Annotated in this window: 20 protein-coding genes and 1 pseudogene; 3 read left to right on the forward strand and 18 right to left on the reverse strand. The window is 47.1% G+C overall.

What is annotated here, in order from left to right; all coding sequences use genetic code 11:
* Positions 1 to 393: 393 nt before the first annotated feature.
* The 9 genes from upp to spoIIR form a co-directional block, all read right to left on the reverse strand.
* On the reverse strand, positions 394 to 1,023 hold the full coding sequence (gene upp, locus HWY38_RS03385) for a uracil phosphoribosyltransferase (RefSeq protein WP_003151154.1): 630 nt from the start codon (positions 1,021 to 1,023) through the stop codon (positions 394 to 396).
* Positions 1,024 to 1,157: 134 nt separating this feature from the next.
* The gene (gene glyA / locus HWY38_RS03390; RefSeq protein WP_007614376.1) at positions 1,158 to 2,405 is read right to left on the reverse strand and encodes a serine hydroxymethyltransferase; all 1,248 of its coding nucleotides are present in this window, start codon (positions 2,403 to 2,405) and stop codon (positions 1,158 to 1,160) included.
* A gap of 147 nt (positions 2,406 to 2,552) precedes the next feature.
* Entirely contained in the window at positions 2,553 to 3,095 is a 543-nt protein-coding gene (locus tag HWY38_RS03395) for a TIGR01440 family protein (protein ID WP_007407598.1), read from the reverse strand.
* 13 nt (positions 3,096 to 3,108) lie between these two features.
* Positions 3,109 to 3,558 carry a ribose 5-phosphate isomerase B gene (gene rpiB / locus HWY38_RS03400; RefSeq protein WP_003151149.1) on the reverse strand — a complete coding sequence of 150 codons (450 nt, stop codon included), beginning with the start codon at positions 3,556 to 3,558 and terminating at the stop codon, positions 3,109 to 3,111.
* Positions 3,559 to 3,691: 133 nt separating this feature from the next.
* The gene (locus HWY38_RS03405; protein WP_003151148.1) at positions 3,692 to 4,147 is read right to left on the reverse strand and encodes a low molecular weight protein arginine phosphatase; all 456 of its coding nucleotides are present in this window, start codon (positions 4,145 to 4,147) and stop codon (positions 3,692 to 3,694) included.
* A gap of 73 nt (positions 4,148 to 4,220) precedes the next feature.
* Positions 4,221 to 4,778: a manganese efflux pump MntP family protein gene (locus tag HWY38_RS03410; RefSeq protein ID WP_021494810.1), complete on the reverse strand. Its 558-nt coding sequence runs from the start codon at positions 4,776 to 4,778 to the stop codon at positions 4,221 to 4,223.
* 68 nt (positions 4,779 to 4,846) lie between these two features.
* Positions 4,847 to 5,887, reverse strand: a complete 1,041-nt coding sequence (locus HWY38_RS03415; protein WP_224181262.1) for an L-threonylcarbamoyladenylate synthase — start codon at positions 5,885 to 5,887, stop codon at positions 4,847 to 4,849.
* 156 nt (positions 5,888 to 6,043) lie between these two features.
* On the reverse strand, positions 6,044 to 6,487 hold the full coding sequence (locus tag HWY38_RS03420) for a hypothetical protein (protein WP_224181263.1): 444 nt from the start codon (positions 6,485 to 6,487) through the stop codon (positions 6,044 to 6,046).
* Positions 6,488 to 6,557: 70 nt separating this feature from the next.
* Entirely contained in the window at positions 6,558 to 7,238 is a 681-nt protein-coding gene (spoIIR, locus tag HWY38_RS03425; RefSeq protein ID WP_007407604.1) for a stage II sporulation protein R, read from the reverse strand.
* A 160-nt stretch (positions 7,239 to 7,398) separates the two neighbouring features.
* Here spoIIR and HWY38_RS03430 point away from each other — a divergent pair, with 160 nt between their 5' ends.
* Entirely contained in the window at positions 7,399 to 7,773 is a 375-nt protein-coding gene (locus HWY38_RS03430) for a UPF0715 family protein (protein WP_224181264.1), read from the forward strand.
* Here the strand turns inward: HWY38_RS03430 and HWY38_RS03435 are convergent.
* The 3 genes from HWY38_RS03435 to prfA all read right to left on the reverse strand — a co-directional run bounded on the left by HWY38_RS03435 (position 7,760) and on the right by prfA (position 10,041).
* Entirely contained in the window at positions 7,760 to 8,038 is a 279-nt protein-coding gene (locus tag HWY38_RS03435) for a DUF5316 family protein (RefSeq protein ID WP_224181265.1), read from the reverse strand. The two genes, HWY38_RS03430 and HWY38_RS03435, sit on opposite strands and share 14 nt — an antisense overlap.
* A 70-nt stretch (positions 8,039 to 8,108) precedes the next feature.
* On the reverse strand, positions 8,109 to 8,969 hold the full coding sequence (gene prmC / locus HWY38_RS03440) for a peptide chain release factor N(5)-glutamine methyltransferase (RefSeq protein WP_224181266.1): 861 nt from the start codon (positions 8,967 to 8,969) through the stop codon (positions 8,109 to 8,111).
* Between the two features lies 1 nt (position 8,970).
* Complete coding sequence (gene prfA / locus HWY38_RS03445) at positions 8,971 to 10,041, reverse strand: peptide chain release factor 1 (RefSeq protein ID WP_003151139.1); 1,071 nt, start codon at positions 10,039 to 10,041, stop codon at positions 8,971 to 8,973.
* A 111-nt stretch (positions 10,042 to 10,152) separates the two neighbouring features.
* Between prfA and HWY38_RS03450 the strand changes: the two genes are divergently transcribed.
* Both HWY38_RS03450 and racA read left to right on the forward strand, forming a co-directional pair.
* Positions 10,153 to 10,536, forward strand: a complete 384-nt coding sequence (locus HWY38_RS03450) for a VOC family protein (RefSeq protein ID WP_224181267.1) — start codon at positions 10,153 to 10,155, stop codon at positions 10,534 to 10,536.
* Between the two features lie 110 nt (positions 10,537 to 10,646).
* Positions 10,647 to 11,210, forward strand: coding sequence for a chromosome-anchoring protein RacA (gene racA / locus HWY38_RS03455; RefSeq protein WP_029325733.1), 564 nt, complete (start codon positions 10,647 to 10,649; stop codon positions 11,208 to 11,210).
* 33 nt (positions 11,211 to 11,243) lie between these two features.
* Here the strand turns inward: racA and HWY38_RS03460 are convergent, their stop codons facing one another.
* The 6 genes and pseudogenes from HWY38_RS03460 to HWY38_RS19220 all read right to left on the reverse strand — a co-directional run bounded on the left by HWY38_RS03460 (position 11,244) and on the right by HWY38_RS19220 (position 16,751).
* A complete protein-coding gene (locus tag HWY38_RS03460) occupies positions 11,244 to 12,200 on the reverse strand; it encodes an AEC family transporter (protein WP_029325734.1) in 957 nt (318 codons plus the stop codon).
* 86 nt (positions 12,201 to 12,286) lie between these two features.
* The gene (gene malS, locus HWY38_RS03465; RefSeq protein WP_007407609.1) at positions 12,287 to 13,984 is read right to left on the reverse strand and encodes an oxaloacetate-decarboxylating malate dehydrogenase; all 1,698 of its coding nucleotides are present in this window, start codon (positions 13,982 to 13,984) and stop codon (positions 12,287 to 12,289) included.
* 283 nt (positions 13,985 to 14,267) lie between these two features.
* Complete coding sequence (locus tag HWY38_RS03470) at positions 14,268 to 14,852, reverse strand: thymidine kinase (RefSeq protein WP_007614390.1); 585 nt, start codon at positions 14,850 to 14,852, stop codon at positions 14,268 to 14,270.
* Between the two features lie 84 nt (positions 14,853 to 14,936).
* A complete protein-coding gene (gene rpmE, locus HWY38_RS03475; RefSeq protein WP_003151132.1) occupies positions 14,937 to 15,137 on the reverse strand; it encodes a 50S ribosomal protein L31 in 201 nt (66 codons plus the stop codon).
* 121 nt (positions 15,138 to 15,258) lie between these two features.
* Positions 15,259 to 16,545, reverse strand: a complete 1,287-nt coding sequence (gene rho, locus HWY38_RS03480) for a transcription termination factor Rho (RefSeq protein ID WP_003151107.1) — start codon at positions 16,543 to 16,545, stop codon at positions 15,259 to 15,261.
* Positions 16,542 to 16,751 (reverse strand): annotated as a pseudogene (locus tag HWY38_RS19220) (hypothetical protein). The gene rho and the pseudogene HWY38_RS19220 overlap by 4 nt, the downstream one beginning before the upstream one ends.
* Between the last annotated feature and the right edge of the window lie 45 nt (positions 16,752 to 16,796).

Genomic DNA, 16,796 nt, shown 5'->3' on the forward strand with positions numbered 1-16,796 from the left:
ATATAATTCCTGGATACGGCAAAACATGCGGTTAACCCTTTGCAGAAGGCCTTTTTTTGTCCCGCAAAACGGCCTGTTCGAAAAAACCACTCATCCTCCTGATGCCACGGGATGCTGTTTCATTCGCTTAGATAAATCCTCATATAACGGGTTTTTTGGAGGATTTAAAATGAGGATGGATACTAGAAATGAAAGGAATGAAAACCTTCTCATAATACCCTCGTTTAGCATACAATAGCCCCTAACATGTGTCAATCTGTTTAAAGTTAAAAAACTTTTTATACCGAAAGCATACACAGAATGTTCACAAATTCACCTATAAATGTATGAAGTCTGCCCATTCAGCAAATATCTGGATAAAAAAAGAAAACCCCCTGAATGAGGTTTTCCGATTTATTTGGTTCCGTACAGTCTGTCACCCGCGTCACCGAGGCCCGGAACGATATAGCCTTTTTCATTCAGTTTTTCATCAAGGGCGGCGATATAAATATCAACGTCAGAGTGATGTTTCTGCAGCTCTTCCACGCCTTCCGGAGCCGCTACAAGACACATAAAACGAATGTTTCTCGCGCCGCGCTTTTTCAGGCTGTTTATCGCTTCCACCGCAGAACCTCCCGTAGCAAGCATCGGATCCACGACAATAAATTCGCGTTCTTCTACATCAGAAGGAAGCTTGACATAGTATTCCACCGGTTTTAAGGTTTCCGGATCACGGTATAATCCGACATGTCCCACTTTAGCAGCCGGGATTAATTTCAGCATGCCGTCAACCATTCCGAGGCCCGCTCTCAGGATCGGCACGATACCGAGTTTCTTCCCTGAAATCACTTTGGATGTCGCTGTTTGAACAGGTGTTTTCACTTCCACTTCTTTAAGAGGAAGATCACGTGTAATTTCAAACGCCATCAGTGACGCGACTTCGTCCACAAGGTCTCTGAAATCCTTTGTGCCTGTATTTTCATTCCGAATATATGTCAGCTTATGCTGGATTAAAGGATGATCAAATACGTAAACCTTTCCCATACTGTGTTCAGCTCCTTTTTTGTTGTCCGAGTGACTTTTTCACACTTCTATTGATTCTACAGAAAAAGACAAACAGTTTCAAGAAAATCATAAAAAAACCCGCCGGATTAAGGTTCCGGCGGGTTTCTTCCTTATTAATAGTCCAGTTCTTTATATAAAGGAAACTTTTCAGTCAAGGCAGATACGCGCTGTCTCGCTTCTTCAAGTTTTGCTTCGTCTTCATGATTTTTCAGTGCGAGGCCGATGATGGCGCCGACTTCTTCAAGCGCGTCACCGTCAAAGCCGCGGCTTGTCACAGCTGCCGTACCAAGACGGATTCCGCTTGTGACGAACGGTTTTTCCGGATCGTAAGGGATCGCGTTTTTATTAGATGTAATGCCGATTTCATCAAGAACGTGTTCAGCGACTTTTCCGGTCAGACCGAGAGAACGGAGGTCGACAAGCACAAGGTGGTTATCCGTTCCGCCTGATACGAGCTGAATGCCCTCTTTGTTCAGAGACTCAGCCAGGCGCTTCGCGTTCGAGATGACGTTTTGCGCATACGTTTTGAAATCATCTTCAAGCACTTCTCCGAAAGAAACGGCTTTGGCCGCGATGACATGCATAAGCGGTCCGCCTTGGATTCCCGGGAAAATGGATTTATCAATCTTTTTGCCGAACTCTTCACGGCAAAGGATCATTCCTCCGCGGGGGCCGCGAAGTGTTTTGTGAGTCGTTGTCGTTACAAAGTCAGCGTAAGGAACCGGATTCGGATGAAGACCGGCTGCGACAAGACCCGCGATATGCGCCATGTCGACCATGAAGTAAGCGCCGACTTCATCAGCGATTTCGCGGAATTTTTTAAAGTCGATCGTGCGGGGGTACGCGCTCGCTCCGGCAACGATGAGTTTCGGCTTATGCGCCAGCGCTTTTTCACGCACATCTTCATAATCTATATATTGCGTGTCTTTATCGACACCGTATTCTACAAAGTTGTATTGAACGCCGCTGAAATTAACCGGGCTTCCGTGTGTTAAGTGGCCGCCGTGGGAGAGGTTCATCCCGAGCACCGTGTCGCCGTGCTCTAAAATCGTGAAGTAAACAGCCATGTTCGCTTGAGCGCCTGAGTGCGGCTGAACGTTTACATGCTCAGCTCCGAAAATCTCTTTCGCGCGGTCGCGGGCGATGTCCTCAACGACATCAACATGCTCACAGCCGCCGTAGTAGCGTTTGCCGGGGTAGCCTTCAGCATATTTGTTTGTTAAAACAGAGCCTTGTGCTTCCATTACCGCTTCCGTCACGAAGTTTTCAGAAGCAATTAATTCGATCTTAGTCTGTTGACGCTTACGCTCATCTTTGATGGCGTTAAACACTTGTTTGTCTTGTACAGGTAAATGTTTCATCAGCGAGATCCTCTCCTATCCGTTTCCTGTTCTTTATTTTTACCACCCTTATTGTACATGGTTTTTCAGGTGAATGTAACAGCTTATTTAAAAAAATCACAAAATTTAATTAGAAAACACGAACATTATACAGGAAAAGTATTTTCATCATTCGCATTCATAAACGGCGCGAATTCCGCCGATCAGCTTCGGTCTTGTCCGGGCCATCGTCACATGTGCTTCTCCAAGCTCACGGCTTGATATCCGGACAGGGACGGCAACGGGTTTCAGATGCATGCCGATGAACGTATCACCGATGTCAATCCCGGCGTCAGCCTGAATCGATTCGGCGAGCACGGGAGAACGCATCTGCCGGTATGCATAAGAGGCCATCGCTCCGCCCGCTTTCGGGACGGGGACGGCTGAAACAATGGGGAGCCTGAACCGCTCGGCCGTTTCCGCTTCAATGACAAGCGCCCTGTTTAAATGCTCGCAGCATTGAAAAGCAAGATGCACACCCGTTTTTTCCTTAAACCGGTTAAGTCCGCCGTATATCAATTCAGCCCAATCCCCGCTTCCGGCGGTGCCGATCCGGCTTCCGGCGGCTTCACTTGTACTGCACCCGATCACCAGCAGACTGCCGTCCGTCAGTCCTGCCTGCTCTTGAAACTCAGTCAGCATGTCCGTCCATTTTTGCTTCATCTCTTCCATTGTCCAGCACCTCTTACAGATTTTTTTCTTCGTAATCTGCGATTTTGCCGATCCGCCGTTCGTGGCGGCCGCCCGTAAATTCAGTCGTCAGCCAGACTTTTGCGATTTCGCGCGCCAGCCCCGGGCCGATGACGCGTTCGCCCATCGCAAGAACATTCGTGTCATTGTGTTCACGCGTCGCTTTTGCGCTGAAGGTGTCATGGGCAAGCGCACAGCGTATGCCCTTTACCTTATTTGCGGAGATGCTCATGCCGATGCCTGTGCCGCAAATTAAAATTCCCCTGTCAGCTTCGCCGTTCACCACTTTTTCCGCTACCGGAAAAGCGTAATCTGAATAATCGACAGAGCCGGCGCCGCATTCACAGCCCATATCAATGTATTCAATCTGCAATTCATCCAAAAGACTTTTTATTTCTTCGCGGATATGGACGCCGCCGTGATCTGACGCAATAGCTACTTTCATTCATTTACCTCCTAGGTGTGGCTGGGCGAAGACAGCCCAGTGTGCTTGTCCTATTTATTACGAAATCCGTTGATTTCATTCTACTCTTTCACATTCGTTTTGCAAATGACCTGTTTGCAGATTTTCTGACAGATTACTTGCTTTTTCCGTCAAGCAATTGATCAGCCAAAAGGGTCAGCAGCTCCTCCAGTTCGTCCCGCGTCTGTTTATAAACATCAAGCGGACCGCCGAACGGGTCAGAGATATCGCCATTTTCCCCCGTTACGTATTCTTTAATGGTAAAGACTTTGCCCTGACTGTTTTGATATCGGCCTTCAATCAGCTGTTTGTGCTGTTCCGTCATCGCCAGCACCAGATCAGCCGTCTCGATATGTTCTTCCGATAAAGGAGATGAACTGTGATTGAGAGCGATCCGTTTTTCAAACAGCGCTTCTACGGCATGGGCCGACGCTTTTCCGTGCGGAGACGCGAATACGCCGGCCGAGCTTACACTGACATCCAGCCCTTTCGTTTCTGCAATGGATTTAAAAAGAGCCTCAGCCATGGGACTGCGGCACGTATTGCCTGTACATACAAAGATTATTTTCATGTCCGTCACCTCTTACTGCCTATTATAAATGAAGAAAAAAGAAACGGCATCTTCGTTTCTTTTTTTACGTATCTTATATCGGTAAAAGCAGTTTCAGCCCGAATCCGATCAAAATGGCTCCGCCAAGCGCTTCGCTGTAGGAGCCGAGCCACGACTGCACCTTTCTTCCCGCCAAAAGGCCCGCCCATGTTAAAACGGTGCTGAAGACCCCGAACAGCGTAACGGCCAGAAACGGATTGGAGCCGTTCATCCCGAGACTGAGCCCGACAGAAAAGCTGTCCAGACTGACACCGACCGCAAACAGCAACAGTCCCGAGCCTGCCGGAGATATGAGCGGCCCGTCTGATTGTTTAAACGCGGCGATGATCATCTGCACCCCTAAAATGAAAAGAAGAGATCCGCCGATGTAAACGGCGAGCATCCCCAGAAAACCGGACAGCAGATGCCCGGCCGCCATTCCCACAAGCGGCATCATGACATGAAACAGCCCGATGACAACCCCTATATGAAAAATCTGTTTTTTCTTCAGCTGAATCATTCCCATTCCGAGCCCGACGGAAAAGGCATCCGTCCCCAAAGCAAATGCCATGATGCTTAAGGAGACAAGTTCCCCGATGAATAGATTCGACATGAAATAAAAACCCCCTTGGACGTGCCCGCATGTTTAGCTTATGCATGTCCGATAAGGGGTAGAACAAGTTAATGGATAACGGTGCCGCCTGCGGCTTTCATCAGCCTGTTCATCACGGCGAGCCCCACTCCGGTATCCGGAAAGGACTCAGAAATAATCATGTCCACTTCCGCTTCATCAAAGCTGCGGAGCGCATCGTATAAGGCGGATGCCACTGTTTCAAGGTCGGCGCGTCTGCCGCAGACCTTGATATAATCAGCCTGGTAACTATCGGCGTTCTCTTCTGTTGTCAAAATGCCGATTCGTTTTCCCCGGCTTTTATATGCGTCTGCCAGTTCTTGAATTCTCCGGGCGCCGCCGTCGGCAATAGCCATCGGCGCAGAAGGCGCGTAATGTGTATATTTCATACCCGGAGAAATAGGAACCTCATCTTCTTCGGTCAGCCCTTTATCCACAAGAACCGGACCGGCGGCGGATTCAATCTGCTCTTTTGTCACGCCGCCCGGACGAAGCAGCACGGGCTGTTTCCCCGTACAGGACAGAACGGTTGATTCCACTCCGATTCCCGTCGCGCCGCCGTCCACAATACCGGCAATGCGGCCGTTTAAATCATGAGCTACATGCTCGGCCTTCGTCGGGCTCGGTTTTCCTGATAAATTGGCGCTCGGCGCGGCGATCGGCAGTCCGGCCGAGCTGATGAGGGCTAATGCCACCGGATGATCAGGCATTCTGACCGCTACCGTCTCAAGTCCCGCGGTGACACGGGGTGACAGCACGCCGGGCTTACACGGCAGGACAAGGGTCAGCGCCCCCGGCCAGAATAGCTTCATAAGCTTTTTCGCCGTATCAGGAATATGGCTGATAAAACGATCAAGCTGGCTGATATGGGATATATGCACAATCAGCGGGTTATCGCTCGGCCTTCCTTTCGCCTCATATATTTTGGTTACGGCTTCCGTATTTTCAGCGTTAGCGCCCAGTCCGTAAACGGTTTCTGTCGGAAAAGCCACAACCTCATTCTGCCGGAGCAATTCAGCTGCTTGTGTAATCTGGGGATCGGTTGTGGATAATTCGCGCGAACAATCCACAAACCATCTTTTTGTTTTCATGTATAACCAAACTCCTTATTTTAAAGCGGTAAAACTTTATTTTCTCTCGTGTATTCCTTTTGAAAGTATAAAAGATGTCCTTTAATAAAACAAGTGTTATCCACAAACTGTGGACAACACTTTTTAATAAGTGGATAACCTTGTGTATAAGTTAGATCAGGCAGAGGTTTTCACCATTAAAAACGAACCTTCTGTGCATAACGAGTTGCGGAAATGTTCGGACGTATACAGTTCATCAGGTGCATCGGTGCACGCTTCAAATCCCATCACATTCAGAAACTCAGCAGATGAGGGCTGATTGGCGACTAAGTAGACATCTTGAATCTCATGTTTTTTGCACAGCACATCCATACTTTGAAACAGTGTAACGATATGGCTTTGATTCAGCCTGTCCGACATGACGAGTGAACGGAGAAGCCCTTTTCCGCCGCTGAATTTTTCGATCCCGAGACAGGCGGCAATCTTTTTTTCGCTGTCTTCCAGCACGATAAAACGGCTGATCTGCTGATCGATTTCCGCATGTGCTGTATCAGCCTTTTTCAAAAAGGCCTCCAGCGCCTCCGTATCTTGATCTCTTGCCACTCTCAGCTGATAAAACATATATTTCCCTCCGTTTCGATCAACTCTTTCTTCCAATCTATGAATCGAATCCGGATTTATGCCTTTTGCTTCAGGAAAATAGATCTGAAATCCAATCGACGAGGAAAAACTTCACTTCTGTATCATCGTCATCTTTATTTTCTTTCTTCGCTTTATCAGCCTTTGCTTTTACGTCATCCAGCACTTTTTTAGTCTGTTTCTGCGTTTCTTCCTGCTTCTGTCCGCCGTCTTCCTGATCTTTCACCGCTTCGCCATTTGAGAAATCAAGGAAGCACAGCGGCGGAAACAAGACGCACCACCAGTTGGCGCCCTCGCCATTGCCGAGTGTAATTAAAATCGCTTCATATTTTCCGGCCGGATAGACCATATTGCCGTACAGCTTTGTCGGAAACGAGATTTTATTGAATTGAACTGAAACGGATTGATGCGCACCCTTTTCTTTCATCGTTTGTTTGGCGATTTCTTTAATTTCAGGAAGCTTCGAACGAATGAGCCGCCGCGCCTCTTCAATGGAAGTGATATCTTTCACCCAGTCCGTGATTTGCTTGTTTACAGCATCTCTGATCTGGCGCTTGAGCTTTTGATCCTCATCGTTATCACTGTTGGCCAAAATCCTGAGCCGGATCGCTTCATCCGGTATGACGACGGGCTCATCGGCTGATGCCCGCGCCGTTTCTTCTTTTGTCAAACCCGCAAGCGCTCCTGATAATAAAAGAAAAATATATATGCAGATCATCATTGTCTGTTTCATCGGTCCCCACCGTTCCTCTCCGTGCTTTTTTTATCTAGTCCCATTATGGACATGACGGAAAAGGTTTAAACCGGCGGGAAGAAAAAAATCTAGCAAGCTGATAATCTGCATTGACAGATTCAAAATATGGTACGATATTATTTTGATAGGAGGTTTTCAGATGAAATATAATTACACCGTGCTGCTGTCGGCGGCATGTATGTCTGTCATTTATTCTATTTTGTATGTTCATCAATTCATTATCGCGGCTTTCATTTCGATGGCGTTTTATTTTTTGTTTCCTTATTTGATTTTTGCGCTGCCGCTTCAATACTTTCTGAATAAAAAGCCGAAGAGATTTCATCCGCTGTATCTTCTTTATTATTTAGGGGTGTCATTCATTGCAAACGGGATCATCTTCGGTCTTTTGCAGCCGTCAGGCCAATCTCTGTTTTCTAATTCAGCCTTTTATATCTTTGCGGTTTTAACAGCCGTCATCTATTGGGTATGGGATTCCGTATTGCTGCAAAGACAAAATCAGGCTACAGAAGCGTAATCAGCAGACAGCCGGCTGAAGGGAGAGCGGCGCAAAAGAAAACGGCGGCCATCTTTAAACGGGCGTGCCGTCCTTCTTCTGTTTCAGAATGATAATTGGCCCGCTGCTCCGCTCCGCTTACGGCCAACCCGGAAACGATGATCGCTGTGACGATAAGAACAGCCGTAACGGCGCCGAAAATTATGGCAAAGCCAAACGGCAGAACAAACCCCGCCGCATAAGCTGCGGCGGCGAGTATACATCCGAAGGCGAACGCTTTTTTCAAGGCGGATGCCCCTTTCATTTTCTTTCCATTGTAACAAAAGCCCGCCGTGTACGTCACCGGCGGGCTTTTTTCATGATGTGATGATCGCGGATACGGTTCTGTCTTTTCCGTTGATGTCCTGTACGACTTCCACTTCCGCATTCGGAAAGGAATGACGGAACAGGTCTTTCACGGCTTTTCCCTGATTATATCCGATTTCAAAGACGACAAGCGCTTTATCTTTCATGACAAGAGGCAGCTCCTCCATAAATCGCTTGTAGAATTTCAAACCGTCACCGCCGTCCGTAAGTGCATGAAGCGGCTCATGGAAACGGACGATATCCGACAAATCCGCCATTTCTTCTTCAGAAATATACGGCGGATTGGAAACAATAATATCCGCTTTTTTCCCTGATGAAATAAAAGGAGTTAACAGATCTCCCTGCAAAAAACAGACGTCCGCTCCGAGGTTTTGCGCATTTCTTTCCGCCACCTGCAGCGCTTCTTTTGAAATATCCGAAGCCGATACTGAAAAGTGTCCGCATTCAATGGCGAGCGTCACCGCAATGGCTCCGCTCCCCGTACCGATATCAATGACGTTCAGGCGTTCTGCCTCGGAAAATACCCGCTTCTGTCTGTCCAGCAGATGAAACACGACTTCTTCCGTTTCCGGACGCGGAATGAGAACATCGTCATTCACAAAAAATTCCCTGCCGTAAAACTGTTCTTTCCCGATAATATATTGAATCGGAATACCTTCTTTATGCATCTCCACGTGCCGTCTGAATCGGTAAAGCTCGTCCTCGCCGACGGGCTCCTGCAGACTTGCGAGAAGTTTGCTCCGATCCATTCCGGTATCATTTAACAGCAGCAGCTCGGCCGCGTTTTTTTCTCTTCCCGCTTCGGTTAAATAAGAAGAAGCCCAGCTTAGGGCTTCAAAAACGGTCTTCATCTTAATTTTCCGCCTGCTGGAGCTTGCTTGACTGGTCTTCTACGATTAACGCTTCAACCACTTCATCAAGCTTGCCTTCCAGGATTTGATCCAGCTTTTGAATCGTCAGGCCGATGCGGTGATCCGTCACACGGTTTTGCGGGAAATTGTATGTGCGGATACGCTCGGAACGGTCGCCTGAACCGACGGCTGATTTACGGGTCTGATCATATTCAGCCTGAGCTTCCTGCTGGAATTTGTCATAGATTCTGGCGCGGAGCACCTTCATCGCTTTTTCTTTGTTTTTAATCTGAGATTTTTCATCCTGACAGGATACGACGACACCGGTCGGTAAATGCGTCAGGCGTACGGCCGACATCGTCGTGTTTACGCTTTGTCCGCCCGGTCCGCTTGATGCGAATGTATCGACGCGGATGTCTTTTTCGTGGATGTCCACTTCTACTTCTTCCGCTTCAGGAAGACACGCCACCGTCGCCGTGGATGTATGAATACGGCCGCCTGATTCCGTTTCCGGAACACGCTGTACGCGGTGCGCGCCATTTTCATACTTCAGCTTGGAGTATGCGCCTTTTCCCGTAATCATAAAGATGATTTCTTTGTAACCGCCCGTTCCGGTCACGTTTGCTTCCATGACTTCAGTCTTCCAGCCTTGGATTTCGGCGTAACGGGAGTACATTCTGTAGAGATTTCCCGCAAACAGCGCGGCTTCTTCTCCTCCCGCTGCTCCGCGGATCTCCATGATTACGTTTTTGTCATCGTTCGGGTCTTTCGGGATGAGGAGCACTTTCAAACGCTCTGATAAGGTTTCCGTCTCTCCCTGCAGTTCGGAGATTTCTTCCTTCACCATTTCTCTCATATCGGCATCAAGCTTTTCCTCAAGCATCGCTTTCGCATCGGCAAGCTGTTCTGATGCGTCTCTGTATTGTCTATAGACTTCAACGGTTTCTTGTATATCAGATTGCTCTTTCGAATATTCTCTAAGCTTTTTCGGATCGTTGACCACTTCCGGATCACTTAAAAGCTCATTTAATTTTTCGTATCGTTGTTCAATTGACTGTAAACGGTCTAACACGGTCTTCACCTCTGTTTTCCTGTGCGTAACATTCTCATTATAGTATAGGGCTTATCGCCAGTCAAAAGCAATTCGCCTCTGTTATACTGAAGCAAAAAAGGAGGGGCGGATATGCTGAAATCCATCCACCATATAGCAATCATATGCTCTGATTATGAAAAGTCGAAAGCTTTTTACACCGAGATTCTCGGTTTCGGCATTATAAAAGAAACATACCGAAAGAATCGCGGATCTTATAAACTTGATCTGGCGCTGGACGGCGCGTATGCGATTGAATTGTTTTCCTTTCCCGATCCGCCCGAACGGCCGACCAGACCGGAAGCCGCGGGTCTCCGGCATCTCGCTTTCACCGTAAACGATCTTGAAGCAGCCGTCAGGGAGTTAAAGGAAAAGGGCGTCGGCACAGAACCGATCAGAACCGATCCGCTGACGGGGAAACGGTTTACCTTTTTCTTTGATCCCGACAAGCTTCCGCTTGAATTGTATGAAGCGTAACGTTTTTTGAAGAAATGCCGCTTTCTTTGGCGAATTCCTTCTTGTTTTGTCTAACATGAAGGGAACGCCGCCTCATGGTCGAATACCTAGCAAAAAGGAGGTATGTGATCATGAATACCAACATGGCCGCGAAAGAGCTCGGCGTCTCCGCAAAAACGGTGCAAAGGTGGGTCAAGCAGCTGAATCTTCCGGCTGAACGGAATGAGCTCGGACATTATTCCTTTACACCTGAGGATCTTGATGTGCTGAAATCGGTCAAACGGCAAATTTCTGAAGGCACTGCCCTTCTGGATGTTCAAGTGCCACGGCAGCCGAAAAAACGGACGGGCTTCATTTTGCAGCGTCCGAAAATCAATGGCGGCGCTGAACAAAGATTGGCAGAGCTGGAGCGCAAACTGGACATTCTCACGAAAGAGAAACAAGGTGAGAACCATCTGCTTTCAAGGATAGAGGAGCTTGAACGCCAGCTGAAACAAAAGGCGGATGAAGGGGTGTCTTATCAGCTTCTTCAGCACAGGCGGGAAATTGACGACCTCAATACCGAATTGCAGACATTGGCCTCCCGCATCCAGGAACTTTCCCAGACAGCTCCCCTCTCAGAAACAGCCGCTTCTTCAGAACATAAGAAACCCAGAAAAAAAACGAGATTTTCGCCTTTTAAATTTCAATTCTAATCAAAAAAGCTCCCTGAAACAGGGAGCTTTTCATTATGCAGTCAGCGCAATGATGATCGGCAGTGAGATTAGAGATAAAATCGCACTTATTACAAACGCGGACGCAGTTTCTTCCTCTTGTTTTTCGAAACGTGTGGCAATCATCGCCGCTACCGCAGATCCAGGGAATGCAACGAGCAATACCGCTTTTGTGATCTGGTCAGCCGAAAGTCCGACTGCAAGAGCGATTAAGTACATCAGCGCAGGCTGAACGGCAACTTTTAACAAAGCGATACCGAAAGCCGGCAGACTGAGCTTAATGCTGCGGATACCGACAGTTACACCGACAGCGAAGAGCGCGACACCCGATGTTGTGCTTCCGAGCTGATCAAGCATTTTTTCTCCCAAAGCAGGGAGTGTTACACCGCAGAGCACCAGAATGATACTGATAAGCGGTGCAGCCGCAAGCGGTTCGGAAAGACCGTGAAGAATAGACTTACCAGTCATTTTCCAGAAGTTCTCGTTTTCAGTGTCTTTTTTCTTAGATGACTCACCGACAGTAGCGATAATGATCGCAAGCGGGTCAAGGATGGCGTTAACCACGATACCCGTAACAGCGATAGGAATCGCTACTTCGCTTGCTCCGAATAAGCTTCCGAGTACGGGAATACCCATAAAAGCAAATGTCGGCTGTGCAGAGTTTAAAGAAAATACAGATGAATTCGTTAAATCATACTTGAAGATAAATTTGCAAACCAACAGAATGACGATATAGAATCCGACAATCCCAATGATCAAAGCGACCATCAAAGGAACCTGTGATAAAAACGCACTTCTTGAAGTGGTTAAAATACTTGCGATAAAATGCGCCGGAAGCGCGTACTTCGTAACTAAGGTGCTTACCCCTTTTGCTGACTTCGCGTCATAACTTCCGAAGCGACCTGCGAACCATCCCAGCACGATCACGAAAAAGATCGGCGCCAGGAGGATTAAAATATCTAAGAAGCTCAAAATATTCTCCTCCAAATCCTTAATGTCCGTATACTTTAGCCTTTACATAAAAGCTTTCCCTCGGACTGTAAAATTAATCGTAAAAATTATTTAGCGACAACTTGTTTATATTGCGGTTTCCACATTGCATCAAGAACGGCTTGTTCTACATTTTCAGGAATGCGGTTTGCCACGCCTTCTTTAATTGCAGTTTCCGCTACGGCGATCGCAACTTTAATTGAAACTTCTTGTAAGTCGCTCATGCTCGGCAGAAGGCCTGCACCCGGTGTTTCAAAATCAACGCTTTCTGCGATTGCGTCAGCAGTTGCCGCAAACATTGCAGGAGTAATCACTTTCGCTTCTACAACGATTGAACCGAGACCAAGTCCAGGGAACGCGAATGCGTTGTTAGATTGTCCGATTTCATGAGAAACGCCATTGTACTCTACATTGTCAAACGGGCTTCCTGTCGCCACAAGCACTTTGCCGTCAGTCCATTTGAAAAGATCGCTAGGAACGGCTTCAGCAAGCGGTGTCGGGTTAGACATCGGCATGATGACCGGACGCTCAACGTGTTTTGCCATTTCTTTGACGATTTCTTCACTGAACGCGCCGCTTTGGCCTGATGTACCGATTAAGATTGTCGGTTTCGCTTGACGGATCACTTCAATGAAAGGAATTTGTCCGTTTTCATCGCGTTTCCAATCTTTAATTTCTTCAGCTGTGCGCAGGTACGGCTCTTGGAAATCAAGAATGTTTTCCATACCTTCAATTAACAAGCCTCTGTAGTCCATTGTGTAGAACGCTTTGTTGGCTTCTTCTTCAGAAAGACCGGCAAGCACCATAGTGTCGCGGATTTGGTCAGCGATTCCGATTCCGGCAGATCCTGCACCGAAGACAACCACACGCTGGTCTTTAATAGACGCGCCTGTTTTCTTCATAGCCGCAAGCACACCTGCAAGCGTAATCGCACCTGTTCCTTGAATGTCATCGTTGAATGTAAGAATTTCATGGTTGTATTTCTTCATGATATTGCGCGCGTTTTTGTTTCCAAGGTCTTCCCAGTGAAGAAGAGCTTTAGGGAAATATTTAAGCGCAGCTTTTACATAAGCGTCAACGAAAGCTTCGTAACGTTCGCCTTGGATACGTTCATGGCGGTTACCGATGTATAAAGGATCGTTCAGAAGTTTTTCATTGTTCGTACCGACGTCAAGAACGACAGGAATAACACGGCTTGGGTCAATACCGGCAGCAGCTGTGTATACCGCTAATTTACCGATGGCGATGTTGATACCGCCTACACCCCAGTCACCGATTCCGAGGATGCTTTCTGAGTCTGTCGCAACGATCAGATCAATATCTCCGGCAGTGGCATGAAGGTTTTCAAATGCCTCTTCGATTCCTTCCACGTTGTCGATAGAAAGGTAAATCCCTTGAGGTCTTCTGTACTCATGGCTGTATTCTTGAATCGCTTCACCGACAGTCGGTGTGTAAACAACCGGCAGCATTTCACGAAGATGGTTTTGAAGCAATTTAAAGAAAAGAACTTCGTTACGGTTTTGCAAATCATTCAAATACACGTTTTGGCGAAGGCGGTCCGGCTGAGCTTGAAACTGCTCGTATGCGCGTTTTGCCTGCTCATCAAGAGACAGAATTGTCGGAGGAAGCAGCCCGTCTAATCCAAGGCTTTTTCTTTCTTCTGCTGAAAACGCAACACCTTTATTTAAAGTAGGGATAGATAGAACTTCTTTTCCTCTTAAAGTAGTTTCTAAGTTGCCTTCCTTCGTTACTTTAATATTATTCAAGAAAATCTCCTTCTTTCTTCAAATAGTTAACAAAGTTAAGTAATTACCCATTTTGGCTAGTGTGATCGCGATCTGCTATATCTTTTTTTGACAATTATTCGAACAATGTCTCATAACTATTTACATTACTTAGTCATTTTATGCCTGTAAAAATGAAAATTCAAGAGATGAAAATTACTTAATTTTTTCATACTCTTTTTTAAGTTATTTAACTACAATTTTTGAAAAAACGTCAAAAAAACACCGGATTTTTTACCGATGTTTTCATGAAAAGGGTTATTTATCAGTCTGTTTTTTTCGGCACTTCGTGATGATGCCTGCATCTCGCTTCGTATGACTCCGACGCGCCGACTAAAATGACCGGATCATCATAGGAAGCGGGCTTCCCGTCAATCAAACGCTGCGTACGGCTTGCCGGCGACCCGCAAACGGAGCAGACCGCCTGCAGCTTCGTCACCGATTCGGCAACCGCCATCAGATTCGGCACCACGCCGAACGGCTCTCCCCGAAAATCCATATCAAGTCCGGCCGCGATGACACGATAGCCTTTATCCGCAAGCGAGGATAAGTCGCCGATGATCGATTCGCCGAAAAACTGCACCTCATCTACCGCGATGACGTCCGTGCTTTCACTGATATGATCCCATATTTCAGCCGAAGACGAGATGACGTGGCTTGTCATGGATGTGCCGTTGTGAGAAACGACAGCCTCCTCACTGTAGCGATTATCAATGGCAGGTTTGAATACCTTAACCTCCTGCTTCGCATATGTCGCTCTTTTCACTCTGCGGATCAGCTCTTCTGATTTCCCAGAGAACATGCTGCCGCATATCAGCTCAAGCCATCCGCTTTGCTTCATTATGTACATAGGCTATCCGCTCCCCTTTTTTTCCTGTTTATGGACATAAAAAACAGGCAAGAAGCAATTCTTGCCTGCCTGTAAAATCTATTATTACTTAAGACCGTATTTTTTGTTAAAGCGATCAACACGACCATCAGCAGAAGCGAATTTTTGACGTCCAGTGTAGAATGGGTGGCATTCAGAGCAAATCTCAACGCGTACCTCTTCTTTTACTGAGCCTGTTTCAAATTCATTTCCGCAAGCGCATTTAACTGTTGCTTTTTTGAAATTAGGATGAATTCCTGCTTTCATTGTATCCATCTCCTTCCGCCCTGAATCCCGTGTGGAAACAGAGTTATTATTCCGGAGTAATCCGGAACGCATATGAGAGAATTATATCAGTCATTTACTGCATTTGCAAATACATTTTTTATCAGCGGCGGGCTGATGATGAAAGGTTTGCCTGCTTCCATTCTTGGTTGATCAAATCGAAGAATTCCTGATTCGTTTTTGTTTTTTTCATTTTTCTCATAAACTTCTCTGCGAAGTCCGGAGAATCAGACATCGATTTGCGGATCGCCCATAGACGGTCAAGATGCTCTTTCGGCACGAGCAGCTCTTCCTTCCGTGTGCCGGAGCGGCGGATATCGATCGCCGGGAAAATCCGTCTTTCCGCAAGAGAACGGTCAAGGTGAAGCTCCATGTTGCCCGTTCCTTTAAACTCTTCATAGATGACGTCATCCATCCGGGAGCCCGTGTCTACGAGCGCCGTCGCCAAAATGGTCAGGCTGCCGCCCTCTTCAATGTTTCGCGCGGCACCGAAAAAGCGCTTCGGACGATGGAACGCAGCCGGGTCAATCCCGCCGGAAAGCGTACGTCCGCTTGGCGGGATAACGAGATTGTAGGCCCGTGCCAGGCGGGTAATGCTGTCCATCAGAATGATAACGTCTTTTTTGTGTTCAACGAGACGCATCGCCCGTTCAAGCACAAGCTCCGCTACCTTAATGTGATTTTCCGGCACTTCATCGAACGTCGAGCTGACGACATCGCCCGCTACGGAACGTTCAATATCCGTTACTTCTTCCGGTCTTTCATCAATTAAGAGAACGATCAATTCAGCGTCAGGCTGATTTGTCGTAATGCTGTTAGCGATTTCTTTCAACAGCATGGTTTTACCGGCTTTCGGCGGCGCCACGATCAGACCGCGCTGGCCGAAACCGACGGGAGCCATCATATCGAGAATTCTTGTTGAGAGATAATTCGGTTTCGTCTCAAGCACCATTTGGCGGTCCGGATAAAGCGGAGTCAGCGCAGGAAAATGGACGCGCTCTTTCGCAGATTCCGGATCGTCTCCATTTACCGCTTCAACGTGCAAAAGTCCGTAATAGCGTTCGTTTTCTTTCGGCGGACGCACCTTGCCGGATACTTTGTCACCGTTTCTTAAATCAAAGCGGCGGATCTGGGAAGCAGAAATGTAGATGTCTTCTGAGCTTGGCGAGTAATTAATCGGTCTGAGGAAGCCGAATCCTTCCGATTGGATGATTTCGAGCACGCCTTCCATAAACAGAAGATCCTCCTGCTCGGCGTTGGCTTTCAGAATGGCAAAGATTAATTCTTTTTTAGTCAGTTTGCTGTAGTAGGAGATTTTATAATGTCTGGCCAGTTCATATAGTTCTTTTAATTTCATATTTTCCAAAGAGGAAATAGATACGTCTTTCATAAAAACACCACGCTTTTCATAGTCAATGTATTGCTGTTTTCATTCAAATCGGCTGCTTCGCATGATTCCGCCAAAGCACATTCTTTTATAAAACGTTAAGGAACTTCTATCGGTAACACTTCCACCCATGATCGGCGCTTTTTTTAAAAAAGGAATGTCTTAATGAGTTTTGAAGGAAGCGAGGACAAAAACTTGAGAAGATCAATATTTATATCGTCTGTATGCGGTAGAATTTGAAAATTTCCCAGTAC

Origin of the sequence: Bacillus sp. KS1, from assembly GCF_020075515.1 — a bacterium.
GTDB classification, from domain to species: Bacteria; Bacillota; Bacilli; order Bacillales; family Bacillaceae; genus Bacillus; species Bacillus velezensis.

Excerpts from the sequence above, each read along its gene's own strand:
- upp (WP_003151154.1), bottom strand. The coding sequence starts at position 1,023 with ATGGGAAAGGTTTACGTATTTGATCATCCTTTAATCCAGCATAAGCTG.
- glyA (WP_007614376.1), bottom strand. The coding sequence starts at position 2,405 with ATGAAACATTTACCTGTACAAGACAAACAAGTGTTTAACGCCATCAAA.
- HWY38_RS03395 (WP_007407598.1), bottom strand. The coding sequence starts at position 3,095 with ATGGAAGAGATGAAGCAAAAATGGACGGACATGCTGACTGAGTTTCAA.
- rpiB (WP_003151149.1), bottom strand. The coding sequence starts at position 3,558 with ATGAAAGTAGCTATTGCGTCAGATCACGGCGGCGTCCATATCCGCGAA.
- HWY38_RS03405 (WP_003151148.1), bottom strand. The coding sequence starts at position 4,147 with ATGAAAATAATCTTTGTATGTACAGGCAATACGTGCCGCAGTCCCATG.
- HWY38_RS03410 (WP_021494810.1), bottom strand. The coding sequence starts at position 4,778 with ATGTCGAATCTATTCATCGGGGAACTTGTCTCCTTAAGCATCATGGCA.
- HWY38_RS03415 (WP_224181262.1), bottom strand. The coding sequence starts at position 5,887 with ATGAAAACAAAAAGATGGTTTGTGGATTGTTCGCGCGAATTATCCACA.
- HWY38_RS03420 (WP_224181263.1), bottom strand. The coding sequence starts at position 6,487 with ATGTTTTATCAGCTGAGAGTGGCAAGAGATCAAGATACGGAGGCGCTG.
- spoIIR (WP_007407604.1), bottom strand. The coding sequence starts at position 7,238 with ATGAAACAGACAATGATGATCTGCATATATATTTTTCTTTTATTATCA.
- HWY38_RS03430 (WP_224181264.1), top strand. The coding sequence starts at position 7,399 with ATGAAATATAATTACACCGTGCTGCTGTCGGCGGCATGTATGTCTGTC.
- prmC (WP_224181266.1), bottom strand. The coding sequence starts at position 8,969 with ATGAAGACCGTTTTTGAAGCCCTAAGCTGGGCTTCTTCTTATTTAACC.
- HWY38_RS03450 (WP_224181267.1), top strand. The coding sequence starts at position 10,153 with ATGCTGAAATCCATCCACCATATAGCAATCATATGCTCTGATTATGAA.
- racA (WP_029325733.1), top strand. The coding sequence starts at position 10,647 with ATGAATACCAACATGGCCGCGAAAGAGCTCGGCGTCTCCGCAAAAACG.
- HWY38_RS03470 (WP_007614390.1), bottom strand. The coding sequence starts at position 14,852 with ATGTACATAATGAAGCAAAGCGGATGGCTTGAGCTGATATGCGGCAGC.
- rpmE (WP_003151132.1), bottom strand. The coding sequence starts at position 15,137 with ATGAAAGCAGGAATTCATCCTAATTTCAAAAAAGCAACAGTTAAATGC.
- rho (WP_003151107.1), bottom strand. The coding sequence starts at position 16,545 with ATGAAAGACGTATCTATTTCCTCTTTGGAAAATATGAAATTAAAAGAA.